Genomic DNA, 24,346 nt, shown 5'->3' with positions numbered 1-24,346 from the left:
ATGGTCACCCTGGATGCAATTCAATCGAAGATCGCAAAGCTGCAAAAGCAGGCCGAATCGATCGTGGAAAAACAAACGTCGGTCGGTCTCACGAAAATTCGCGATCTGATGGCCAAACATGGCCTGAGCGTGGCCGACATCGAACGCTTCGTCGGCAAGAAGCGTGGCCGCAAACCTGGTAAAGGCGTCAAAGCCGCAGGTCCAAAGCGCACCGTTGCGGCCAAATATGCCGATCCGAAAACGGGCGCCACGTGGACGGGCCGCGGCCGTGCGCCGGCATGGATTCGCGACGTGAAAGACCGTTCGAAATTCCTGATCGACGGCAGCGCGGCAAAGACCGCGACCAAGGCCGCACGCAAACCGCGCGCCAATGCCGCGGCGGTGAAAAAGACCGCGGCGAAGCGCGCCAAGGCCGCACCGGCGAAGAGAGCCGCACCCGCAAAACGGGCGGCGCGTAAAACGGCAGGCCGTCGAGCCGCCGCAAAGCCGGCACAAGCCGCAGCGGCTGCTTAATAAAGTCGCTGAAAAAAGCGCATAGGCGAAATTCGCTTTCGAACCGGTGGCCGCGCCGGCGTTTCGACGCCCGCGGCCACTTTCACATGAGCGGCGCGAAACGACGCGCGCCCATTGCCCTGATCGTCACCGATGTCCGGCCTTTCCTTTTCCTCGGGTCTTCTCGCGCCCCATCTGCAGTCGCTCGACGTCCTTCAATTGCTCGGCATTGCGGTTGCGCTCGTGTTGGGCGGTATGGTGAAGGGCGTGACGGGCATTGGCGTGCCGCTCGTGGCCATGCCCATCGTCACGCAATTTTTGCCGGTCAAGGAAGCGGTGCTGCTGCTGTCCATGCCGATCATTCTCGGCAATATTCCGCAGGCGCTGGAAGGGGGCGAAATGCTGCCTACCGTGCGCAATATCGCGGCGCCGTTAATTGGCACCGTGATCGGCAATGTGATCGGGGTTTCCGTGCTGATCGCGCTGGAGCCGCATCACGCTCAGGCGGCCTCGGGCGTGGCGTTGATCGTGGCGGCGTTGCTGTTGCTCGTCTCGCCGCGATTCAAGCTCGCGCCTGCGCTCGCGCGGCCAGTGGGTTTCGCGCTCGGTTTCGGGGCGGCGCTCATGGAGAGCATTGCCGCCGTGCCGGGGCCCTTGCTCGCCATGTATCTGATCGCGTCGGGCGCCACGGGCCGCGCCTTCACGAAACAGATCGCGATCATTCTCGTCGTTTCGGTCATCACGCTCATCACGACGTTCAGCCACGGCGCGCACGCCAATCTCGTCGATCTCGCGATTTCGGCGGCGGCCAGCGTGCCCGCCATCGCGGGCATGCTGCTCATTCGACCGTTGCGCGACCGCTTGCATCCGCTCGCGTTTCGCGTGGTCGTGCTCGTGTGCGTGCTCGCCGCGGCCGTGCAGATGATCGTCAAATCGCACGTGCTGTTTTGACGATCGCTTGACTCAATGGCTGATCGATTCGAGCGAGAGCCCACGCGTCACCGGCCCTAGCAGAATCATCACGATGCCCACGAGCATCGAAGCGCCGATGAACACCGCGACGCCAGGCACACCGTAATGATGGAGCAGGATGCCGATGGCCAACCCCGCGAACGCGGCAGCAATGCGGCTCCACGAGTACACGAAGCCGACGGCGCGAGCGCGGATACGCGTCGGGTAAAGCTCGGCCTGGTAACCGTGATAGGCATAGGACATCACGTTCGAAGCGAGCGTGAACAGCACGCCCAGCACGATCAGGACCCACGGCTGCGTGGCTTGCGCGAATAGCGTAATCACCACGGCCATCATCAGGAGCCCGCCGACGATCTGCGTCTTGCGCTCCAGCTTGTCGGCGAACCACACGCCAATCAACGGCCCGAACGGATTGGCGATGGCAATCACGAAGGCGTACGCAAGACTCTGCGTGATGTGGACGCCGCGCGCGATCAGCAGCGTCGGCACCCACGCGGCGAAGCCGTAAAAGCCGATCACCTGCGCCATGTTGAAAATCGACAGAATCACCGTGCGCCGCAAATACGGTGCACGCAACACTTCGCCAAGCGAGCCGCGCCCGGCCTTTTCAAGCGAGATCGCCCCGAGCGGCGGTAGAGCCGTGCCCGTTTCGGCGCTGACGCGCCGCTCGATGTCTGCAACGATGCGTTCCGCTTCGTCCTCACGGCCATTGCGCGCGAGCCAGCGCGGGCTTTCGGGAATGCTCCGGCGCAGGAACCATACCACCACCGCGCCAATCGAGCCGATCAGGATCACCACGCGCCAGTAGTCGAGGCCGATGGGATGCGAGTCCTTGAGGATATAGGCGAGAAACGCGACCACGGGCACCACGCTGAACGTGATGAACTGGTTGACTGCGTAGGCGCGGCCGCGCTCGCCGCTCGGGATCAGTTCGGAAATATACGTGTCGATGGTCACGAGCTCGATGCCAATGCCGATGCCCGCAATGAAGCGCCAGATATTGAGCGCCTGGCCACTCGTCTGAAACGCCATGATCGCCGTGCAGACGATGTACCAGATCAGCGACCACGTGAAGATCATGCGCCGCCCGAACCGGTCGGCGACCTGGCCGAACGCGAGCGCGCCGACCCACAGCCCGGCGAAGGTCGAGAATACGAAGGTGCCGAAGCCGGCCACCTTGAGCGGCCCGAGTGCGGAAAAGAAGCCGAGCGATTCCGGTGTGAAGAGACCCGAATGCACCATGCCGGGCGCGACATAGCCCGTGAAGAAGAGGTCGTAAAACTCGAATACGCCGCCGAGCGACAGCAGAATCACCATCGACCAGACTGTGCGCGACGGCGGCAGCCGGTCGAAACGGGCGGCAATTTCCGCCGATTTTTCAATGGACATCCCGATTCCTCATTACATTTTGAAAGCGTGTGGGGAACAAAATGTGCCTGCATCGATGTATTTGCATGGGTAGCGCGCGACGTATGCAAATACTGAAACAGGCCATAGCACGCACTTTATTGATGCCGGGACATCGAAGCACCTGGTTGAAACCCAAATGCGTTGCGCTTATGGCAATGCCGCGCTTCGCAATGCCGCTCATGCCAACGCAAGCGGCAACGAATCGGCACGCTTTACGCGATGCTCGCGCCTGTGTGGCTCACGCGGTTGCGGCCGGCGTGTTTGGCCGCATACAACGCGGCATCGGCGGCTTCGATCAGCGCATTGGGGGACGACGCAACGATCGCGTCACGGGTGGCGCAGCCCGCGCTCACCGTGACGAGGCCGCCTGCGGCGGGAGAGGGAATGCCGAGCTGCTCGACGGCGGCGCGTGCGCGTTCGGCGAGCGCCGCGGCTTCATCCGCGCCGGTACCGGGCAGGACGAGCGCGAATTCTTCGCCGCCATAGCGCGCGACGAAACCGCCGGGCGCGTGCAGCGTGCTCGCCAGCGTGGCGGCGAGCGCGCCCGCGACGGCGCCGAGGCAAGCGTCGCCGTGCAGATGGCCGAAGGCGTCGTTGTAGTGCTTGAAGTGATCGACATCGAGCATCACGAGCGAGAGCGGCTGGCCGCTGTGCGCCGCGCGCTCGAAGGCCTCGCGGAACTGCTCGTCGAAATAGCTGCGGTTGTAGACACGCGTGAGCGCATCGCGCGCGGAGGCGCGGATCAGCGTCGCGTGTTCTTCAGCGAGCTGGCGATAGAGCGCCGTCACTTCCCACACCAGCACGCACACGAGCACGCCTGGCGCGAACATGCTGAACACGCGCGCGACATACCAGCCCACCGTGAAGCGCTCGATGCTCATCGTATTGAGCGCGGCGTCGACGAGCGAGGCGAGCAGCGCCACCACGATCCACAAATCGAGCACGAGGCGCAGCCGTCCCTTGAGCAGCACGAGCGCGATGGCGATCAGGTTGAGCGCGCAAATCACTAGGCCCGCGAGATTGTTCGCGATGGCCGACGCCGGCGAGAAAGCCGCCGCCGGCACAGCGTCCGCAACGTCGTGAAACGGCGATGCGAGATCGACGTGCGTGACGAGCACGCCGAGCAGGGCCGCGACCGCCGCCGGGCCCGCGATCAGCAGCCAGCCGCGCGCGTCGAGCCGTTCGCGGGCGAATGGCGGGGCGGGCAGGCGCTTTCTCACCAGTTCGGCCACGATGACGAGCGCGGGAAAGCCGGCGTGCCAGAACACCCACATCCATGCGGCGCTATACGGGAGCGCGCCGAGCAGCCCCGTGCGCGCGAACACGCCAGGAAACATCAACAGCTGCAGCGCAACGGTAATGGCCGTGAACGCGTAGGCGCCGCCCAGCGCGGCGAGCATGGCCACGCGCGTGGCCGCGAAACGTGCGCCCAGCAGGAACGCCGCGATGCTCGACGTGGTGAACACCGTGAGCGCGCACATCGGCATGAACGGGGCGATGCCGGGCAAGGCGTCGCGCGCACGCGGCGCCGCGAGCGCGAGCGTGAGGAGGATCGCAAACGCGCATACGCTGGCGAAGAGCGCCTGCCTGCGTGTTGCCGGACCGATCAGCAAGCCGTCCATATGATGACTTTTGGGTCGATGCGCAGCTCGAGAATTGTGATCGTGGCGTGACAGCGTGAGGGGCCGCTCGCGTCCGGAAAGCAGACTAAATTGACTGAAGGTATTGTGCTCCGAATCGGCTAAATAGTGGGGCACGGATGCACGAGCCCAGTTATATTGAGTTTCGGTTTTGAGCGCGCTACATTGGGCGCGCGAATTTCAGCATCGCGCGCTCGGTGGTCGCCACGCGCGGGCCTGTTTCATGTAATTTGCATGTAAGGATTGCTGATGATGCATCGCGTATCGCGCGACCACCGCGAAGGCTATGGCTGGCTCGGCGGTCGTGCGGGCCAGACGAGGCTCGGCTGGTCCGCGTTGGGGTTGGCTTGCGTGTTCGGCGCGCTGGCTTTCGTTTCCACTGTGCCGTTCGATGCGCGCCTATGCGCCGTGATGTCGAGCGCGTGCCTCAATCTCTTCATCGTCGTCTTCGGCACGCGGCTGTTGGCGGCGCGCGCGCCAGCCGGCGAACCGGTCGCGAAGACTGCGCTGCACCTCGTGCGCCTCGCGTTCCAGCGCAATTCGGAGGCCGCCGACATGCGCGGCCTGCTGCGGTCGCTTCCGTGGCAAGGGTGGATCGCGCCGCTCGCCGCACTCGTTTCGCTTGCGTTCGCCATCTCTGCGTGGACGTCCCCCGCCTATGCGCCAACGGTTTCGCAACGTGAATCCGCGCCTTTTCTCGTCGCGGGAGCCGCTGCGCTCGTCATCGCTTTTGCGGCGCTCGTGGCTGAGCTCTTTCATGCGCAGCGCGCAGCGCAGTCACGCGAATCCGCCGCGCTCGCGGGGTCGTTGCGTCTGGTGCTCGTCGCTGCGTTGAGTATGGCGGCTTCAGTTGCGGCGCTGGCTTATGCGGGCGAGGCGCTTACGTGGCTCGTGCGTATCGTCGCCCTGCTTTCCGGCGTGATTGCCGTCGAACTCGGCCTGCGTGCGCTGCTCGCAGCGTTGGCCAAGCCCGACGAGGACCGCCTCCTGCATAGCAGCCTCGCGGGCGTGCTGAGCGTGCAGGCACGTCCGGTCGCCGCACTCAACGCCCAATTGCGTATGTGCTATGGCATCGACCTGCGGCAGAACTGGGCGCTCCAGAGCTTCGTTCGCCTCCTGCCCGGCGCGCTGGTGGCCATGGTGGTGGTGGGCTGGCTACTCGGCGGCGTGACGATCCTCGGCCCCGATCAGCGCGCTGTGTACGAGCGCTTCGGCGCACCCGTCGCCGTGTGGCAGCCGGGCCTGCATGCGGGCCTGCCCTGGCCCTTCGGCCGCGCGCGCGTGATCGACAACGGCGCGGTCCATCAACTGATCGTCTCGGGCAGCGCGAACGACAGCAGCCGCGCCGCGCCTGCCGTTTCCGCCGATGGCGACACACCCGCGCAATTGAATCGCCTGTGGGACGTGGCGCATCCCTGGGAGACGACTCAGGTGATCGCCGGCACGAGCGGCGCGCAGCAGGCGTTCCAGATCGTGAGCGCGGACGTGCGGCTCGACTATCGCGTCGGTCTCACGGACGCCGCAGCGCGCGCGTCGCTCTATCGAGCGGTCGACATGGACGACACGGTGCGCTCGATCGCGAACCGCGAGGTCGTGCGTTACCTCGCGTCGCGCACGCTACCGTCGCTGCTCGACACGCCGCAAACGGCCATGGCCGGCGCGTTGCGCGGCGCCGTGCAGCACGAGCTGGACCGGCTCGCGAGCGGCATCGAGGTCGTGGCCGTGGTGATCGAGAGCGTGCACCCGCCCGCGGGCGCGGCCGCCGCGTATCACGGCGTGCAGGCTGCGCAGATTCGCGCGCAAGCCAGTGTGGTGCAGGCGCATGGCTCTGCGGCGACGGCGCTCGGGCAAGCGCAGCAGCAGGCGATCGAGACCGTCGCGCTGGGCAGCGCGAACGCAGCGGACACGCTTGCCGCCGCGCGCGCCCAGCAGATCGGCTTCGACGCCGATGTGATCGCGCAGCAGCTCGGCGGCCCGGCATTCGGCTTCGAGTATTACCTGCACAGCCTGCAAAAAGGGCTAAAAAACGCGAGCGTGACCGTGATCGACGGTCGGCTCGCGAGTGGCAGCCGCGCGACGATCGACCTGCGCACGTTGAGCCCGGCCACGGCGGCAGGCACGAAGAAGGCGTGGTGACCCGTTACCCCATAGACAGAGCAAGGTGATTCGAACGTGAGTCTTTTGCATACGCACGGCGATGCGCATTCCCATCATCATCATGACCACGGCGCACGCGGCTCCGGTGGTTCAGTCGGATCGGCGCCCGTGAATCCGCGGCGTTTTGCGTTGCGCGTGGCGTTCGCGCTGTTCTGCGTGATCGTCGCGCTCATCGTGGCGAGCGTCGTGCAGGTGCGCGAGGGGGAGGCCACTGTCGTCACGCGCTTTGGCGACCCCGTGCGCGTGCTGCTGCGGCCCGGTCTCGCGTGGCGCCTGCCCGCGCCCATCGAGGCCGCGGTGCCGGTGGACCTGCGCCTGCACACGACTTCGAGCGGCCTGCAGGACGTCGGCACGCGCGATGGTCTGCGCATCATCGTGCAGGCCTATGTGGCCTGGCGCGTGCCCGCCAACGCGAACGACATTGGCCGCTTCGTGCGCGCGGTGCGCAACGAACCCGACGAAGCCGCGCGCCAGATTCGCTCGCTGGTCGGTTCGGCCTTGCAGACCACGTCGGCCGGCTTCGATCTCGCCTCGCTCGTGAATACCGATCCGTCGCAGGTCCGCATCGGCGCATTTGAAGAGGCGCTGCGCCGCCAGGTCGATGCGCAGGTCTATGCGGCCTATGGCGTGCACGTCGTGCAGGTGGGCCTCGAGCGTCTCACGCTGCCCGCTGTGACGCTGGCCGCGACGGTCGATCGCATGCGCGCGGAGCGCGAGACCGTGGCCGCGCAACGCACGGCCGAAGGCCTGCGCGAAGCGGCGCAGATCCGCTCGGACGCCGATCGCGACGCGCGCGTGCTGATCGCCGACGCCAACGTGAAAGCCGCCGATATCGAGGCGCAATCGCGCAAGGATGCAGCGGCGATCTACGGCAAGAGCTATGCCGCCGATCCGCAGCTCTATACGATGCTGCGCTCGCTCGACACGCTCGGCACGGTCGTCAATAGCAACACGAACCTGATCCTGCGCACCGACGCCGCGCCGTTCCGCGCACTGGTGCAGGGGCCGCCCGGGCTCGGGGCGGCCACGGCGCCGTGGGGCGCGGTCGTTGCGCCCGCAACGACTGCGCACGCGCGCGGACACACGCCATGAGCACGAGCGACAACGTCCCGGCGCTCGGGCCCGGCGCGCAGGCGGTGCGTCTGTCGTTCTGGTTCGTGGCGGCGCTGGCCGTGCTCGCGGCGCTCGCGTGGGCCACGTCGAACGTGCGCCGCATTCCCGCCGACAGCAGCGCCGTCGTGATGCGGTTTGGCGCCTACGTGCGCAGCCAGGGCGCGGGACTGCTCGTCGCGTTGCCGCGGCCGTTCGAAACGGTGCTGCTCGTGCCGGGCAGCGAGCGTGTGCTCGAGCGGCGCATCGTCTCGCTCGCGCGCGATCCGGGTGCGCCCGCGCAACTGAGCGATGCCAGCGACGCGCTCGCGGGTTCCGGCTACGTGCTCACGGGCGACAACGGCGTCGTGCAGGTGAGCGCGACGCTGTTCTACCGCGTGAGCGACCCTTACGCGTATGCGTTGCAGCTCGAGCATCTCGACGCCGCGCTCGAGCGCATCGTCTCGGCCGCGGTCGCGCAAACCGCCGCGCAACGCGACCTCGATTCGATCCTCGTCGCGCGCCCGGAGATGGTGGCCGCCGATCAGCAGATGGCCGCGCGCCGCGAGCAATTGCGCGGCGATCTCGCGCGCGCGGTCCAGCGTCAGCTCGACGCGCTGACTGCCGCCCATGCGGGGCTCGGCATCGAGGTCTCGCGCATGGATCTGCAAGCGTCGTTTCCGGCTTCGGCTGTCGATGCGTTCAATGCCGTGCTGACTTCGCTGCAGAACGCCGAGCGCGATGTCGCGCAGGCGCGCACGCTCGCCGAAAAGACGCGGCAGCACGCGCAGCAAAGCGCCGACCGCATCGTGCAGGACGCGCAAGCGAGCGCGGCGGAACGCGTGGCGACGGCGCAGTCGGAAACCTCGACGATCGCGCAGCTCGAAGCGGCACTCGGCGCGAACCACGATCCGGGGCTGCTTGCGCGCGCGTATCGCGACCGCGTGCAGGCGGTGCTCGCGCGCGCCGCGCGCGTGACGACGCTCGACCCCAACGACGCATCGAGCCTCGTGCTGCCGGGGCGCGCGCCATGACCACGCCATACGAAACGCCGACGAGTCATCGCCCGCCAGGCGCCGCGCACGAGGCCAAATCCGCGCACGCACACGGCCACGCGCGCGAAGGTCACGAAGGCCATGGAGGGCCATCCGTCGCCACGCTCGTCATGTCGGACGCCGAGCGCCGCGCCATCACGCGCCACACGTTGCTCGCGCTGTTCGCGGGCGCGTTGCTGCTGCTCTCGCTCGCGTGGCCGCATCTGGCGCGCGGCAGCGCCACGCTTGCGCAGATGCTGGCGGCGGCGGCCTCGCTCGTGGTCGCGCCGCCCGTGTTCGCGGGCGCGTGGCGCAGCCTCCGGACGCCGAGTCTGCACGGCGTGACCGACCGCCTCATCGCGCTCGCCATGCTGGGTGCCTGGGCCGTGGGCGACATGACGACGGCCGCGCTCCTGCCCATCGTGATGACCTTCGGCCACGCGCTCGAAGAGCGCAGCGTGCTCGGCTCGCAGGAAGCGATCCGTGCGCTGGGCCGCCTCACGGCCGGCGACGTGCGGCGCGTGAGCGCCGCGGGCGCGATCGAGACCGTGCCCTACGACGCGCTGCGCCCCGGTGACGTCGTCGATGTACTGCCCGGCTCGCGCGTGCCCGCGGACGGCATCGTGCGGCACGGCCGCTCGGCCATCGACAACGGGCCGATCACGGGCGAATCGTTGCCTCAGGACGCGGGCGAGGGCGCACGCGTCTTTGGCGGCGCGATGAATCTGGACGGCCCGCTGCGCGTGGAGATCACGCACGTCGGCAAGGCCTCGACGCTGGGCAAGGTCGTCGAGTTGATGCAGCGCGCCGAAGCCGCGAAGCCGCCCATCACGCAGGCGCTCGAACGCTATATGGACGCCTACCTCGCGCTCGTACTGCTGATCGCGGCGATCGTGTGGTTCGTGAGCGCGAACGCTTCGGCCATGCTCGCGGTGATCGTCGCCTCGTGTCCGTGCGCGCTCGTGCTGGCGGCGCCTTCCACCGCGATCGCCGGCATTGCGGCGGGTGCGCGGCGCGGGATCCTGTTCAGGAATGCGGCCTTTATCGACGCGCTGGCCGAGATCGATACGCTCGTCATCGACAAGACGGGCACGCTCACCCACGGCGAATTGCGCGTGACGACGGTAATGCTGCAGCCTGGCGCGGACGAAGCCACCACACTGGCGCTGGCCGCGCAGCTCGCCCAGGTCAGCGCGCATCCCGTGTGTCGCGCGCTGCTGCGTTACGGCGCGCCGGGAGAGCCGCAAACCGAGCCACCCCCGCACGCGCGCGAACTGCGCGGCCTCGGCGTGCTCGCGACGATGCCGGAAGGCGAGGCCGTACTGGGCCGCCATGACCTGCTCGAACAATACGTGAGCGCGCTGCCGCCCACGCCCGCGCAGCTGGACGGCCCATGCGCAGGCATCGCACTCAACGGCCGCCTGCTCGCATGGTTCGGTTTCGCCGACACGGTGCGCCCGGAAGCCCGCGAAGCGCTGGACGGGATGCGTGCGCTCGGCATCGAGCGTGCGACGCTGCTCACGGGCGACCGCGAGCGCGTGGCGCGCCGCGTGGCCGCCGAAGTGGGCATCGACACCGTGGTGGCGCACGCGCTGCCGCACGACAAACTCGACTATGTGCTGGGCGAGATCGGCGCGGGGCATCGCCCGATGGTGGTCGGCGACGGTCTGAACGACGTGCTCGCGATCAAGGCCGGTGCGACCAGCGTGGCGATGGGCGAACGCGGCATCGATATCGCCGTGGCCGCCGCCGATATCGTGCTGCTCGCCGACGACCTGCGCCGCGTGCCGGACAGCGTGCGCCTCGGGCGGCGCTGCCGGCGCATCGCGACGGCGAATGCGGCGATCGGGCTCGCGTGGACGGTGGCCGTCATCACGCTGGCGGCACTAGGCGTGCTGAGCGCCGTGGCGAGCGCGGTGCTGCACAACGTCGGCACGTTCGTGGTGATCGCGAATGCGGGGCGTCTCCTGCGCGAGGAATGACGAACGCCGTTAGTGCGGCACCGCCGTCAAGGTGCGCAACTGCTCCAGCAGCTTCACCGCCGGGCTCGGCAGAATGCCGTGGCGCCGGCGAAACGCGGTGAGCGTACGCCGGCCCTCGACTCCCGGCATGTCCAGGGTATCGAACACACCCGCCTTGCTTTCCGTGAGGTACATCGTCGATGCCATCCAGCTCAGGAACCCGGAGCGCGCCACGAGGCTCTTGAGTGCCGTGATCGAGCGCGTTTGCACCACCACGTTCGGCAGGCCCAGCCCGTGCGCCGCGAAGACCTGCTCCATGTGCTCGAACGGCGCCGTGCCGCGCGGCGGGATCGCCCATTGCTCGTTCAGCGTGTCCGCGAGCGTGAGGTCGGGTTTCGCGCGCAACGGATGATCGTGCGCCGCCACCACGTAGCTGGAATCCTCCCAGCGGCAATCGCCGATCGCTGCGATTTCGTCGGTATCGGGCACGGCCATGCTGAGCGCGAGATCGATCTCGCGTTTGACGAGCGCATCCGCGAGCCGGTCCCACACGCCTTCGAGAATCTCGACGCGCAGCCCCGGCCAGCGCCGCAGCACGCCGCTCACGGCGAGCGGCAGCACGAGGCTCGCAATGCTGCCCACCGCGCCCACGCGGATCGTGCCGCGCGCGAGGCCGCGCATGGCGTCGATTTCCTCGCGCGCTTGTTCCGCTTCGCGCTGCAGCAGGATGGCGTGCGGCAGGAGCGCCTCGCCCACGGCGGTGAGGTGCATGCCGCGCGAATGGCGCTCGAACAGCGGGGCGCCCACTTGCTCCTCGAGACGGCGGATCGCGCGCGAGAGCGCGGGCTGGGTCACGTGCAGCGTTTCCGCCGCGCGCCCGAGACTGCCCGCGGACACGATGGTCGCGAACGCCTGGAGTTGCTGGAGGTTGTAAGTCATGCCCAAAGGTAATGGCTTTTGGCGAAATCCGCAATTTTCGGTTACCCGCAGCGTCGCGATAATGATCCTCCATTGAACGACGCGCTTTTTTCGACAGGAGGCCTTGGATGACTGGCAGCGCGCCTCAGCAGAACCAGCGGAACCAACAGAAGCAGGACACCACGGCGCCCGGCGGCGCCTTTACCGTGCGCGACGCGGTCATCGACTTCGCGCGCCGCGTGGGCATAACCTCGGTCTTCGCGAACCCCGGCTCGACCGAGCTGCCCATGTTCCGCGACTTTCCCGCCGACTTCCGCTATGTGCTCGGCCTCCAGGAAGCGGTCGTGGTCGGCATGGCCGACGGCTACGCGCAGGCCACCGGCAACGCGGCGCTCGTGAACCTGCACTCGGCGGCGGGCGTGGGCAACGCCATGGGCAACATTTTCACGGCGTTTCGCAACCGCACGCCGCTCGTCGTCACGGCGGGGCAGCAGGCGCGTTCGATCCTGCCGTTCGACCCGTTTCTCGCGGCCACCCAGGCCACCGAGCTGCCGAAGCCCTATGTGAAGTGGAGCATCGAGCCGGCGCGCGCGCAGGACGTGCCGCTCGCGATTGCGCGTGCCTATGCGATCGCCATGCAGGAGCCGCGCGGCCCGGTGTTCGTGTCGATTCCCGTGGACGACTGGGACCAGCCGGCCGAACGCGTGCCCGAGCGCGCGCTCGCGCACACCACGCGCCCCGAGCCCGCGATGCTGGCGACCATCGGCGCAGCGCTCGACGCGTGCGCGCGCCCCGTCTTCGTGGTGGGCGGCGCGGTGGATCGCGCGGGCGCGGCCGACGAGGTGGTGCGGCTCGCGGAGCGCCATCGTGCGCGCGTGTTCGTCGCCCCCATGACGGGCCGTTGCAGCTTTCCGGAAAAGCATCCGCTGTTCGCGGGCTTTCTGCCGGCCATGCGCGAGCGCATCGTCGAGCTGCTCGGCGGGCACGATCTCGTGTTCGCGATCGGCGCGCCGGCTTTCACCTATCACGTGGAGGGCCACGGGCCGCACGTGCCGCAGGGCGCCGCGCTGTGCCAGTTGATCGACGATCCGAACACCGCCGCGTGGACGCCCGAGGGCATGGCCGCAGTGGGCAATGTGAGGCTGGGCGTGCTGGATCTGCTGGAGCGGCCCGCGCCGGCCGTCGAACGTGCGATGCCCACGGCGCGCGCCGTGCCGCCCCGCGCCGTGCCGCCGGTTGAGCCGGGCGAGCGCATGTCGGTCGCCTATGCGCTGCAAACGCTCGCCGAAGTGCGCGACGCGGGCACGACCGTCGTCGAGGAAGCGCCCAGCTCGCGCCCGGTGATGCAGACGTATCTGCCCTACGAGCGCCCCGGCACGTTCCTCACGATGGACAGCGGCGGCCTGGGCTACGGCATGCCCGCCGCCGTGGGCGTGGCGCTCGCAAGGCCTGGCGAGCGCGTGATCGCGCTGATCGGCGACGGCTCCAGCATGTACTCGATCCAGGCGATCTGGAGCGCGGTGCAGCTCGAGCTGCCGATTACCTTCGTCATCCTGAACAACACGCGCTACGCCGCGCTGCAGGACTTCGCGCCGGTGTTCGGTTTCGCGCCGACCGACCCGGTGCAGGGCACCGACCTGCCGGGGCTCGATTTCGTCACACTGGCCGCGGGCATGGGCTGCCCCGGCGTGCGCGTGAGCGAGGCCGGGCCGTTACGCGATACGCTTGGCCGCGCGCTGGCCGGGCAGGGCCCGAAGCTGGTCGAGCTGCTCGTCGCCTGAACGGTGCGCGCGCAACCCATCGAATTCACGTAAAGCGAGGAAAAAGGACATGCAAACCGTAACGATGCTGATCGACGGCGAAGCGGTGCAGGCACGCAACGGGGCGACGTTCGAGCGCCGCAATCCGCTCGACGGCACGGTGGCGAGCCGCGCGCCCGCAGGCACAGTGGAAGATGCCGTGGCCGCCGTCGATGCCGCCGCCGCCGCCTTTCCGGTATGGTCGGCCATGGGCCCGAGCGAACGCCGCGCGCTGCTCACGAAGGCTGCGCACGCGCTCGAAGCCAAAGCCGAAGCGTTCGCCGCGGCGATGGCCGCGGAAACCGGCGCGTCGGGCATCTGGGCGGGCTTCAACGTGCATCTCGCGGCGGGGGGCCTGATCGAGGCCGCCGCGCTCACCACGCAGATCGGCGGGGAGCTGATTCCCTCCGACGTGCCCGGCAGCGTCGCCATGGGCGTGCGCCAGCCGGCGGGCGTCGTGCTCGGCCTCGCGCCGTGGAATGCGCCGGTGATCCTCGCGGTGCGCGCCATCGCGCTGCCACTCGCGTGCGGCAATACCGTCGTGCTTAAGGGCTCGGAGATCTGTCCGGCCACGCACGGTCTCATCATCGCGGCGATGCAGGAGGCGGGCCTGCCGCGCGGCACCGTCAACTTCGTGACGAATGCGCCCGCCGACGCGGCGCGCGTGGTCGAAGCCATGATCGCGCACCCGAAGGTGCGCCGCGTGAACTTTACGGGCTCTACGCGCGTGGGCCGCATCATCGCCGAAACCTGTGCGCGCTATCTAAAGCCATCGGTGCTCGAGCTGGGCGGCAAGGCCCCGCTCGTCGTGCTCGACGATGCCGATATCGAAGCGGCAGCGCACGCGGCCGCGTTCGGCGCGTTCGCCAACTCCGGGCAGATCTGCATGTCGACGGAGCGCATCATCGTCGATGAAAGCATTGGCGACGCCTTCGTCGCGCGTCTCGGCGAGCGCGCCCGCGCGCTGCCGCTCGGCGACCCGCGCAAGGGCCCGGTCGTGCTCGGCTCGGTGGTGGACATGAGCACCGTCGAGCGCTGCAACGCGCTGATCGACGACGCGCTCGCCAAAGGCGCGACGCTCGTTTGCGGCGGCAAGGCCGACAGCACGCTGATGCCCGCCACGCTGCTCGACCACGTCACGCCCGAGATGCGCCTCTATCACGACGAATCGTTCGGCCCCGTGAAGGGCATCGTGCGCGTGCGCGGCGAGGACGCCGCGATTGCCTGCGCGAACGACAACGCGTACGGGCTTTCGTCGGCGGTGTTCAGCCGCGATACGGCGCGCGCGTGGCGCGTCGCGCAGCGCATCGAGTCGGGCATCTGCCACATCAACGGGCCGACCGTGCACGACGAAGCGCAGATGCCGTTCGGCGGCGTGAAGGAGAGCGGCTTCGGGCGCTTCGGCGGCAAGGCAGGGATTGCCGAATTCACCGAACTGCGCTGGATCACGCTGCAGACGGCGCCGCGCCACTATCCGTTCTAAGAGCGCGCCATGCATATCGCCATCCTCGGCGCGGGCGCGATGGGCTCGCTGTTCGGCGGCCTGCTCGCCGTTGCGGGCCATCGCGTCACGCTGCTCGACGTCGATGAAGCGCACCTGAAAGCGATCAAAGAAACCGGTCTGCGGCTCACGACCGATGCGGGCGAGCGCGTCGTCACGAATCTCGAAGCGTTGCGGCCGGAGGCGGCGACCACGCCAGCGGATCTGTTGATCGTCTTCACCAAGACGCTGCACACGCAGGCGGCGCTCGGCGCGGCGCGCGCCGTGCTCGGGCCGCAAACCGCGCTGCTCTCGCTGCAGAACGGCCTCGGTAACGCGGAGCGTCTCGCACAGTTCGCGGACCCGGCTCGCGTGATGATAGGCGTGACGACCTGGCCCGCCGACAAGAACGGTCCTGGCCACGTGAGTTCGCACGGCGCGGGCGTGATCCGCTTGATGAGCGCCGACGGCGCGGATTCGCCGATGCTTTCCCGCACGGTCGAAGCGCTCAACGACGCCGGCCTCGCTTGCAGCGCGGACGCCGATGTCTGGGCCGCGATCTGGGAGAAGGTCGCGTTCAATGCGGCGCTCAACAGCCTGTGCGCGGTGACGGGCTGCACCGTCGGCGAACTCACGAACGTGCCGGACGGCGAAGCGCTCGCGCTCAAGATCGTCGCGGAAGTCGCGACGGTCGCGCAGGCGCATGGCGTGGCCGTGAACGAGGCGCATGTGGCCGACAACGTGCGGCACGCGCTCGCGCATCACCGCGCGCATCGGCCTTCGATGCTTCAGGACGTGCTCGCGGGACGCAAGACCGAGATCGAGGCCATCAACGGCGCGGTCGTCGAGGCCGCGCGAATGCGTGCGATCGCCGTGCCGAATACGGCAGCGCTGCTGCATCTCGTTCGTCTCGTCGATGCAAAGGATTCCGTATGAACCAGGTAGTCAACGTCGCGACACCATGACAAACGAATGACTGCGCGTCCACAGCGCAGCAAAGGAGACAATTCATGACGTATGCCACGCCCGCTCCCGCCTCGGGAGCGACGCCGCACGAGAGCGCCGCCATCGCCGGCGGCACGGTCGATATCGGCCGCACGCTCGACGAAGGCGCGTATTCCACGCTGCAGAAGTTCGCCGTGGTGCTGGCGGCCTTGTCGATCGTCGTCGATGGCTTCGACAGCCAGTTGATCGGCTTCGCGATCCCGGTGCTGATCAAGGAGTGGGGCATTACGCGCAATGCGTTCGCGCCCGTCGTGGCGGCGGGGCTGATCGGCATGGGCTTCGGCAGCGCATTCGCCGGCCTGTTCGCGGATCGCTTCGGACGCCGCTGGGCCGTGGTAGGCAGCGTGCTCGTGTTCGGCACGGCGACCTGCGCAATCGGCCTCGCGCCGAACGTGGCGGCCATCGCCGCGCTGCGCTTCATTGCCGGCTTCGGCATTGGCGGCGCGCTGCCGAGTTCGACGACGATGACGGCCGAATTCACGCCCGCGCGCTTTCGCACCTTCGCCGTGACGGCAACCATCGTGTGCGTGCCGCTCGGCGGCATGCTGGCGGGCATTTTCGCGGCGCAAGTGCTGCCGGTGTACGGCTGGCGCGGGCTCTTTTTCGCGGGCGGCGTGCTGCCCCTCGTGCTCGCGCTCGTGCTGCTCGTGGCGTTGCCCGAGTCGCCGCGCTTTCTCGCACGCCGCCCGAAACGCTGGCCCGAACTCGTGCGCCTGCTCGGCCGCATGGCGCGCGAGGTTGCGCCGGACGCGGTGTTCACCGACGTGCGCGAACAAAGCGCCGAAAAGCACGTGGGCTTCACGGCGCTCTTTCGCGACGGCCGCGCACGCGACACCGTGGCGATCTGGTGGGCGTTCTTCATGTGCCTGCTCGCCGTGTACAGCGCATTCAGCTGGCTGCCCGCCATGCTGACGAGCGAAGGTCTGAGCGTCTCGCTCGCCGGCTACGGGCTGAGCGCGTACAACCTGGGCGGCGTGATCGGCGCGTTGCTGTGCGCGCTCGCCATTGCGCGCTTCGGCTCGCGCGGGCCGCTCCTGCTGTGCTGCGCGGGCGGTGCGGCGAGCGCCTGGGTGATGCTCGGCGTGGGCGCGACCCAGCACACGGGCTTGCTCATCGCGGGTCTCGGCCTGCACGGGCTGTTCGTCAATGCGGTGCAATCGACCATGTACGCGCTGTGTGCCTATGTCTACCCAACGGGCGTACGTGCGACGGGCACGGCTTCGGCGCTGGCGTTCGGCCGCGTGGGCGCGATCCTGAGCGCGTTTGCCGGCGCGGTGGTGATTACCGCAGGCGGCGCGGCGGGCTATCTGACGATGCTCGGCGCAGCCATGGCGCTGGTGCTGATCGCGCTGGCCGTGGTGGGCCGTCATATCCCGAAGCGCGCGGGACAGCAGCGGATTTGACCCATTCCTGAGACCGGACGATGGCGCGGACCCGCGCCATCGCGTTCGGTCGGCCAGTTCTTTCAATCAAGAGTCCTAAAAAAACGACACGTAACAAGGCTGCGTGTCGCCTTTTCACGCGTCGAATCGAAAACAACTTCCGGCTGGCGGCGAATCCGCGAGACCGGAACACCAGGAGAACACGGAGATCATGAAACTTCGGATCGCAGCAGGGCTGGCCTGCGCGGGCCTCAGCGCGTCGGCGTTCGCGCAGAGCAGCGTCACGCTTTACGGCATCGTCGATACCGGCATCGAATACGTCTCGCACGCGAACGCGGCGGGTGACAGCGTGGTGCGCATGCCCGGCATTACCGGCGAAATGCCTTCGCGCTGGGGCGTGCGCGGCAGCGAGGGGCTGGGCGGAGGGTGGTCGACGATTTTCGCGCTGGAGAGCGGCTTCAACATGCGCGGCGGCACCTTGAACCAGGGCGGCCGGCTGTTCGGGCGCCAGGCATGGGTGGGCATGAGCAGTCCCTACGGCAGGCTGACGTTCGGGCGTCAGTACACCATGACGTTCTGGGCGATCGCCGACGCCGATCTGCTCGGACCGGACATCTACGGCGGCACGGCTTCGTTCGACCAGTACCTGCCGAGCTCGCGCAGCGACAACACGGTCGTCTACAAGGGCAGCTACGGCGGCTTCACACTCGGCGCGACGTGGTCGTTCGGACGCGATTCGGCCGGCACCGGCAATTCGCCGGGCCAGGGCACCTGCGCGGGGCCAGTGCCGGGCAGTTCGCAGTCTTGCCGCGAATGGTCGGCGATGCTGCGCTACGACCGCAATGGATACGGCGTCGCCGCGGCCTATGACGAACAACGCGGCGGCCCTGGCGCGGCGGCAAACCTCTACGACGGCACGCCGACCTTCGCGCTCACGAATCCGGGCGACACCGACGTGCGCATCCAGCTCAACGGCTACGGCCATATCGGCGCGCTGCGCATCGGCGGCGGCTGGCTGGGCAGGCGCGTCGATACGGTTTCGGCTGAAACGCCCAACGTGCATTCGGACCAGTTCTATCTTACGGCACAGTATCCGGTGACGGCGGCCTTTATCGTCGATGGCGGCGTGTACCGCATCGTCAACAGCGACCACGACACGCGCGGCACGATTGCGGCGCTGCGCAGCACGTATCAGCTTTCCAAGCGATCAGCCGTTTATCTGCAGGGCGCGTATTTGTGGAACAGCGCGAAGGCGGCCTATACAGTGAGCCAGGGCGGCGGCGGCACGACGCCCGCAGCGGGGGCGGGGCAACTGGGGATCATGGCGGGGATCCGGCACAGCTTCTAGGAATGCGGCGACCGGTGGCGGTGCCATTCCGCACTTTGTACGCGGACCTCGCCTGAACGAGGCGAGGTCCGCGTGGGCGATCAGAGACCGCTTACCGTCTTGACCGTCACCCACTGGCCGTTCTTCACCTGATAGACCGTGGACGAACCGTTCTTGAGCGAGCCATTCGCGTTGTACTCGATATGGCCGGTAATGCCGTCGAAGGCGATGCTTTGCATCTTCGTGCGATAGTCGTCGGGCTTGGTCGAATTGGCGGCCTGCATCGCCTTGATGGCGGCCCACGCCGCGTCGTAGCCGAACGGTGCGTACGAAAGCACGTCCACGCCGTACTTCTGCTTGAAGCGATCGGCGAACTTCGCGCCGACCGGCGTGCTGTCGAGCGGCCGGCCGTACTCCCACGCCATGGCGCCTTCGGACACGTCGCCCGCGAGTTTGACGAAGTCCACATCCTTCACGCCGCCGCCGCCCACGTACTGCGCCTTGATGCCGAGCTGGGCCATCTGTTTCATGATGCCGGCCGCCTGCGGGTTGAGGGCGCCCACGAAAATCAGATCGGGGTTCTTGCTCTTGATGTTCGTGAGCTGCGTCTTGAAGTCCGTCGCCTGGTTCGTCGTGTACTCGCGGTCGACGATCTCGCCGCCGTGCGCTTTGACGGCCTTCACGAACTCGTCGGCTTCGCCCTGGCCAAAGGCCGTGCGGTCGTCGATGACGGCGATGCGTTTGGCCTTCGTCGTCGTGACCGCGTAGGCGCCCGCGGTGCCTGCGTTTTGCGCGTCGCTCGAGATCACCATGAAGATGTTCTTGAAGCCGCGGCCGCTGATGACCGGGTTCGTGGCGGCCGGATCGATGTCGGGCAGGCCCGCCTTTTCGTACAGCTCGGAAGCGGGAATGGTCGTGCCCGAGTTGAAGTGGCCGACGACGACCGAAACGCCTTCGTCCACGAGCTTCTGCGCGACCTGCACGCCCACGCGCGGGTCGGCCTGATCGTCTTCGGCGACGAGTTCGAACGAGACGGGCTGACCGTTGATTTTGACGCCTTGCGCCTTGGCGTCGTCGAGGGCCATCTTGACGCCGTTTTCCAGGTCCTTGCCGTAACTGGCGTTCGGTCCGGTGAGCGGCGCGGCAAAACCGATCTTAACGACGGTATCCGCGCGCGAGGCGAGCGGTGCAACAGCGAGAAGTGCTCCAACGGCAACTGCGATAGGGGTAAGAGTCTTCGCAAAACGCATGTTGTTTCCTTTGTCGGCAAGCATGGGTTCACTGCTGTGGCGTGCATACCGGCCGGGCGCGCCCGCGTTGTCTGCTTCGCGCGGTCGGCGGCCGGTTCACGACTCTCTTGTTCGCGTCGACTGCGGGTTGGGCTCCTCCAGAATGGGCGTGGAATCGATCGAACCGCCCCGCACGCAAGACGCCGGGGCGAGACGCTGAGAGCGACTATAGGAAGCCAATATCGCTTCGTCTTGACCGTTCACGACGGCTTCCATGCGCATTTCTGCATAGCCAGCCGAATCGGGGCAATCAGGGCAAGTACGCCCTGCCGGCGCGAAATAAGGCGTAATAGAAATGTAATCGACATGCGCGCCGGCTCCGGTAAAGTCCCGCCATCACGCGCAATGCAGCACAACAATGACATCACGCCTGTCACGACGAGAATTCATCAAACTGACGATCGCGGTCGGCACGACCGTCGCGTCCATCGATACGAGCCCTGCGGCCTTCGCGAGCGCCGCGCCTTGCCGGCTCACGCCCGAGCAGGAAGTCGGCCCTTACTGGATCGACGGAGACCTCGTGCGTCGCGACATCCGGGAGGGCAGGGCGGGCTTGCCGTTGACGCTCGATATCGCGCTCACCGATGCGAGAACGTGTGCGCCGCTCGTTGGCGCCGCGGTCGACATATGGCAATGCGATGCGATGGGCGTCTATTCGGGCTACACGAAGATGGAACTGCCGCCCCCGCCCGATTTCGATCCGAAGGCGCCCGGCCGCCCGTCGGCAGGGCTGCCCCCTGGTCCGCCGCCCATGACGCCGCCCACGCTGCGGCCCACCGATCACCAGACCTTCCTGCGCGGCATTCAGCACACCGATCGCGCGGGCATCGTCACGTTCGAGACCATCGTGCCGGGCATCTATCCCGGGCGCACCAACCACATTCATTTCAAGGTCCGCACGGCAAGCGCGTCGCAACCGCAGCGCACGCACGTTTCGCACGTCGGCCAGGTCTTCTTGCCGGAATCGTTGATGGTGACGCTGATGCAACTCGATCCGTATCGCAGCCACGCGATCCAGCGGACCACGCAGAGCGAAGACCCGGTATTCGTCGATCAGTCCGGCTCGTCGATGATCGCAAGCGCGCGCCCTATTGCCGTTGATGGCCGCTTAACCGGGTTGCGTGCACGCGTGAGTGCGGTGGTCGATCCCGATGCGCAGCCTCAGCCGGTCGAACCGCTTCCGGGGCCTCCCGCGCGCTGATCGAGACCGCACCGGGAGAGTGGCTGCGAAGCTGGCCCAGGAGGCGCTGATAGACTTCTCACATGCGACACGGGAGAAGCGATCGTGGGTGCGTTCGAGCGTGTTTTGATGCGAGCATTCGGTCGACCCGAAGGCATCCTCGGCCGGCTCGGCGGCACAGTCATGGCAAGGCTGAACCAGCCGTGCGCGGCCTGGGTGATTGGCCTTCTCGAGATTCGGCAACACGACCGCGTGCTTGAAATCGGCTTTGGGCCTGGCGCGGGTATTCAGCTTCTCGCTGCAGCGGCACCCTCGGGGCAAGTTGACGGCATCGATCCATCACAGGAAATGCTGGCGCAAGCCACAGCCCGGAATGCCGTTGCAATCGCCCGCGGCCGGGTCGGTCTGCGAATCGGCTCAGTGGAGCGGTTGCCATTCGAAGACAGCACCTTCGACAAGGTGCTGGCCATCAACTCCATGCAGGTCTGGCCGGACGCCGAAACCGGCCTGGCCGCGATACGGCGCGCCATGAAAGCCGGGGGTGCCGTCGCGCTCGGTTTCACCACTTATTCGGGCCAACAGCCGGGCGGATTGATCGAACGACTAACCGCCGCTGGCTTCGTCGAAGCGAAGCTGGTCGAAACAGAGAAGGCTTTTTGCGTGCTCGCTGTCAAGCCATGAGCACACGTAACGGACCAGGAGCAGGCGTCGGCCGCTTCCTTTCGGGCTCCTGAACGGCGCGAAGCGCATGGCACGACGCTCCACGCCGCCCCGGGGAGAGACGGCATGCTCTCCAATCGCCCAACCTGGTCAGACGAAAAGCGCTCATGACCCGCCAAAGAACACCGGCTTCATCCCAGTCGGGCTGGCCGGATGGCCCATCTGCGACGAGCCGTTCATTGCAGGGCCGTAGCCGCTACCCTGGCCGGCGGCGCTAGCGTCGGCGGCCGGCATGCCGGAGGGAAAGTCGACGGTATTCGCATTGGCCGGATTGAAGCCGGCTTGCTGAAGCTGGGCGATCTCGCCCTGCACTTGCGCGCGCGTCAGCCCCGCATCCGACTGCGCCAGCGATGCAACTGGCACAGCCATGACGGCGACCGCGCAAACTGTGTGGACTAGCGTCTTCATAATGGCCCGCCTCCGGGTTAGTGACACCGGCTGACTCGTGCTGCAAACGGCCCGCTCATCCGAACCCTGGTTCGACCCCTTGCCAGTCTTTGCAGCGCTAAAGCGTTATCGTTGTCGTCTATTCCGATCGTATGCGCGAGTGATCGTTTTGACCTCCATCATTTGATGGAGGCTCTCGAAAAGCCGCGGCGAATCGATACCCAGGGCGTTACTGCCGAGGCCTGCGGAACTGTGCCGCGAGACTGGCCAGGATGGCCAGCGTTCCCACCGTTTCCAACAAGGCGCAGAGCATGGTGTCCTCACTCTTTAGCGATGCAGCAGCAAGGGCGCGTAGGTTTTCACGAAGAACGCCAGCGTGATGCAGGAGGTGACAAGCAGCGTGACGGCGCGGATGACGCGCGGCGGCGTCCGGCGCCCGATCCGGGCGCCGCTGTATCCCCCGATGATTGCGCCCACGAGCATGACCAGCGTCTCCGGCCAGTGCACTGCGTTGGCCACGATGAACGCAAGTACCGCCACCATATTCGCCGCACTGACCAGCAGCGTGCGCGGCGCGTTGAGATGCTTGATGTCGGAGTTGTCGAGCAGTCCCCATATCGCAATCATCATGATTCCGACCGCGCCACCAAAGTAGCCGCCATAGACGCCGAGCATGAACTGCACAGCCAGTACCGCGTTCGCGTGAATGTGCCAGCGTGCGCGCAACGCCTCGCCAATGCGCCGCCCGAACGCGAGCGCGATGGAAGCAACCAGAAGCAGCCATGGCAGCACGAACGTGAACGCTGCCGATGACGTCCACAGCAACAGCAGCGCGCCGGCAAAGCCGCCGCAGAGCGTCGTCGCCAGCAGCGCGCGAAGCGACACGCTGCCCACCGGGCGCAGTCCGTCGCGATAGGCCCACGCGCTGGCCAGGCCGCCCGGGAACAGCGCGACCGTGCTCGAAGTGTTCGCCTGAACCGGAGGCACGCCCGCGGCAATCAGTGCCGGCAAGCTGACGAACGAGCCGCCCCCTGCCAGCGCATTCATCGCGCCAGCTGCCAATCCAGCGGAAAAAACTAAAGCCATCGAGTTCATGGAAGCGATGTTAGTCGCCGCGCCGGGTTCTCACAATCTGGCATTTCCGGTGCTAGACTTCGGAAATTCCGAAGAGATGACACTTGATGCTATGCGCTTCGACTTGACGGATATGCGGCTGTTCCTGAGCGTGGTGGAATGCGGGAGCCTGACACAAGGTGCCCGCACGATGCATCTGGCGCTCGCCTCGGTGAGCGAACGCATTGCCAGCATGGAGACGGCATTGGGTGCGCCGTTACTGGAGCGCAACCGCCGTGGCGTGCGCACGACCGCTGCAGGCGACGCGCTGGTTCGCCATGCCCGTTCGATTTTGGGCCAGGTCGAAATGATGCGCGGCGAACTGCGAACCTACGCAACGGGCTTGAAAGGCCGCATCAGGCTGCTATCCAACACCGCCGCCATGGCGGCGTTCCTGCCGCCGCAGCTTTGCCGATTTCTGGCCGCGCATCGCGACCTGTCGATCGACCTGGAGGAGCGGCCCAGTGCGGAGATCGTCCAGATCCTTGTGGACAGGCGCGCAGATCTGGGCGTCGTTGCGGACATAACGGACCTCAGCACGCTGCAGACGCATCTGATCGCCCGTGACCAGCTCGTCGTGGTCGTCGGCCAGTCGCATCGTTTTGCCCAGCAAGCGGACGTCGCCTTTGCCGATATCCTCGGTGAGCCCATCGTGGGCGTGGCGGACACGGCGCTCGAAACCCACCTCGCGGAACGTGCGTCGCGCCTGGGACGCCAGCTCGACTACCGCATTCAGTTGCGCAACATCGAACATGTGGCCATGCACGTCGAAGCGGGAATCGGTATTTCGATCCTTTCCGATGGGCTCGCCGAAAAACTGCGCAGCGACGTGGTCGTGGTGCCGCTGGCGGAGGCGTGGGCGACGCGGCGGCTGTATCTCTGTGCGCGCGACTTCGCCACCCTCACTCCGCACGCGGGCCTGCTCGCGCAGCAATTGCGGCAGGGCGCGCGGTAGACACGATGCATCGAGAGGACTCGCCGCGCGGCGCCC

Annotated in this window: 20 protein-coding genes; 14 read left to right on the top strand and 6 right to left on the bottom strand. The window is 67.3% G+C overall.

Annotated elements, in window-relative coordinates; translation table 11 throughout:
* Together AB4Y42_RS30330 and AB4Y42_RS30325 are read left to right on the top strand one after the other, a co-directional pair.
* A complete protein-coding gene (locus AB4Y42_RS30330; RefSeq protein ID WP_368696207.1) occupies positions 1-513 on the top strand; it encodes an H-NS histone family protein in 513 nt (170 codons plus the stop codon).
* Positions 514-645: 132 nt separating this feature from the next.
* The gene (locus tag AB4Y42_RS30325; protein ID WP_368687351.1) at positions 646-1,443 is read left to right on the top strand and encodes a sulfite exporter TauE/SafE family protein; all 798 of its coding nucleotides are present in this window, start codon (positions 646-648) and stop codon (positions 1,441-1,443) included.
* Positions 1,444-1,455: 12 nt separating this feature from the next.
* Here the strand turns inward: AB4Y42_RS30325 and AB4Y42_RS30320 are convergent, their stop codons facing one another.
* Together AB4Y42_RS30320 and AB4Y42_RS30315 are read right to left on the bottom strand one after the other, a co-directional pair.
* Positions 1,456-2,781 carry an MFS transporter gene (locus AB4Y42_RS30320; protein ID WP_368687482.1) on the bottom strand — a complete coding sequence of 442 codons (1,326 nt, stop codon included), beginning with the start codon at positions 2,779-2,781 and terminating at the stop codon, positions 1,456-1,458.
* Positions 2,782-3,086: 305 nt separating this feature from the next.
* Positions 3,087-4,496 carry a GGDEF domain-containing protein gene (locus tag AB4Y42_RS30315; protein ID WP_368696206.1) on the bottom strand — a complete coding sequence of 470 codons (1,410 nt, stop codon included), beginning with the start codon at positions 4,494-4,496 and terminating at the stop codon, positions 3,087-3,089.
* Between the two features lie 267 nt (positions 4,497-4,763).
* Between AB4Y42_RS30315 and AB4Y42_RS30310 the strand changes: the two genes are divergently transcribed.
* From AB4Y42_RS30310 to AB4Y42_RS30295, 4 genes are read left to right on the top strand one after another with little or no spacing between them, the layout of a single operon-like run.
* Positions 4,764-6,650 (top strand): SPFH domain-containing protein, encoded by a 1,887-nt coding sequence (locus tag AB4Y42_RS30310; protein WP_368696205.1) that lies wholly within the window; start codon positions 4,764-4,766, stop codon positions 6,648-6,650.
* 36 nt (positions 6,651-6,686) lie between these two features.
* Positions 6,687-7,763 (top strand): protease modulator HflC, encoded by a 1,077-nt coding sequence (gene hflC / locus AB4Y42_RS30305; protein WP_368696204.1) that lies wholly within the window; start codon positions 6,687-6,689, stop codon positions 7,761-7,763.
* The gene (hflK, locus tag AB4Y42_RS30300; protein WP_368687355.1) at positions 7,760-8,794 is read left to right on the top strand and encodes a protease modulator HflK; all 1,035 of its coding nucleotides are present in this window, start codon (positions 7,760-7,762) and stop codon (positions 8,792-8,794) included. Before hflC ends, hflK begins: the two co-directional genes overlap by 4 nt.
* Complete coding sequence (locus AB4Y42_RS30295) at positions 8,791-10,776, top strand: heavy metal translocating P-type ATPase (protein WP_368687356.1); 1,986 nt, start codon at positions 8,791-8,793, stop codon at positions 10,774-10,776. The genes hflK and AB4Y42_RS30295 overlap by 4 nt, the downstream gene beginning before the upstream one ends.
* A 9-nt stretch (positions 10,777-10,785) precedes the next feature.
* On the opposite strand, the gene AB4Y42_RS30290 is transcribed toward AB4Y42_RS30295, so the two are convergent.
* Positions 10,786-11,694 (bottom strand): LysR family transcriptional regulator, encoded by a 909-nt coding sequence (locus AB4Y42_RS30290; RefSeq protein WP_368696203.1) that lies wholly within the window; start codon positions 11,692-11,694, stop codon positions 10,786-10,788.
* A gap of 107 nt (positions 11,695-11,801) precedes the next feature.
* On the opposite strand from AB4Y42_RS30290, the gene mdlC reads away from it, so the two are divergent.
* The 5 genes from mdlC (at position 11,802) to AB4Y42_RS30265 (ending at position 18,687) form a co-directional block, all read left to right on the top strand.
* Positions 11,802-13,454, top strand: coding sequence for a benzoylformate decarboxylase (gene mdlC / locus AB4Y42_RS30285; protein ID WP_368696202.1), 1,653 nt, complete (start codon positions 11,802-11,804; stop codon positions 13,452-13,454).
* 49 nt (positions 13,455-13,503) lie between these two features.
* Positions 13,504-14,955, top strand: a complete 1,452-nt coding sequence (locus tag AB4Y42_RS30280; RefSeq protein WP_368696201.1) for an aldehyde dehydrogenase — start codon at positions 13,504-13,506, stop codon at positions 14,953-14,955.
* 9 nt (positions 14,956-14,964) lie between these two features.
* Complete coding sequence (locus AB4Y42_RS30275; protein ID WP_368696200.1) at positions 14,965-15,888, top strand: ketopantoate reductase family protein; 924 nt, start codon at positions 14,965-14,967, stop codon at positions 15,886-15,888.
* 74 nt (positions 15,889-15,962) lie between these two features.
* Positions 15,963-17,360 carry an MFS transporter gene (locus tag AB4Y42_RS30270; protein ID WP_368696199.1) on the top strand — a complete coding sequence of 466 codons (1,398 nt, stop codon included), beginning with the start codon at positions 15,963-15,965 and terminating at the stop codon, positions 17,358-17,360.
* Positions 17,361-17,550: 190 nt separating this feature from the next.
* Positions 17,551-18,687: a porin gene (locus tag AB4Y42_RS30265; protein WP_368696198.1), complete on the top strand. Its 1,137-nt coding sequence runs from the start codon at positions 17,551-17,553 to the stop codon at positions 18,685-18,687.
* An 80-nt stretch (positions 18,688-18,767) separates the two neighbouring features.
* Here the strand turns inward: AB4Y42_RS30265 and AB4Y42_RS30260 are convergent, their stop codons facing one another.
* The gene (locus tag AB4Y42_RS30260) at positions 18,768-19,916 is read right to left on the bottom strand and encodes a branched-chain amino acid ABC transporter substrate-binding protein (RefSeq protein ID WP_368687362.1); all 1,149 of its coding nucleotides are present in this window, start codon (positions 19,914-19,916) and stop codon (positions 18,768-18,770) included.
* 397 nt (positions 19,917-20,313) lie between these two features.
* On the opposite strand from AB4Y42_RS30260, the gene AB4Y42_RS30255 reads away from it, so the two are divergent.
* Both AB4Y42_RS30255 and AB4Y42_RS30250 read left to right on the top strand, forming a co-directional pair.
* Positions 20,314-21,156, top strand: coding sequence for an intradiol ring-cleavage dioxygenase (locus AB4Y42_RS30255; protein WP_368696197.1), 843 nt, complete (start codon positions 20,314-20,316; stop codon positions 21,154-21,156).
* 84 nt (positions 21,157-21,240) lie between these two features.
* Positions 21,241-21,816, top strand: coding sequence for a class I SAM-dependent methyltransferase (locus AB4Y42_RS30250; protein WP_368696196.1), 576 nt, complete (start codon positions 21,241-21,243; stop codon positions 21,814-21,816).
* Between the two features lie 144 nt (positions 21,817-21,960).
* On the opposite strand, the gene AB4Y42_RS30245 is transcribed toward AB4Y42_RS30250, so the two are convergent.
* Both AB4Y42_RS30245 and AB4Y42_RS30240 read right to left on the bottom strand, forming a co-directional pair.
* Positions 21,961-22,263, bottom strand: coding sequence for a DUF4148 domain-containing protein (locus tag AB4Y42_RS30245; RefSeq protein ID WP_368696195.1), 303 nt, complete (start codon positions 22,261-22,263; stop codon positions 21,961-21,963).
* A gap of 306 nt (positions 22,264-22,569) precedes the next feature.
* Complete coding sequence (locus AB4Y42_RS30240) at positions 22,570-23,337, bottom strand: sulfite exporter TauE/SafE family protein (RefSeq protein ID WP_368687366.1); 768 nt, start codon at positions 23,335-23,337, stop codon at positions 22,570-22,572.
* A 91-nt stretch (positions 23,338-23,428) separates the two neighbouring features.
* On the opposite strand from AB4Y42_RS30240, the gene AB4Y42_RS30235 reads away from it, so the two are divergent.
* On the top strand, positions 23,429-24,310 hold the full coding sequence (locus tag AB4Y42_RS30235) for a LysR substrate-binding domain-containing protein (RefSeq protein WP_368696216.1): 882 nt from the start codon (positions 23,429-23,431) through the stop codon (positions 24,308-24,310).
* The last annotated feature ends 36 nt before the right edge of the window (positions 24,311-24,346 follow it).

It is taken from the genome of Paraburkholderia sp. EG286B, assembly GCF_040965655.1.
In the GTDB taxonomy this organism is placed as follows: Bacteria; Pseudomonadota; Gammaproteobacteria; order Burkholderiales; family Burkholderiaceae; genus Paraburkholderia.
The sequence above is the reverse complement of the archived record's forward strand: the minus strand, read 5'-3'. Positions and strand labels throughout refer to the sequence as shown.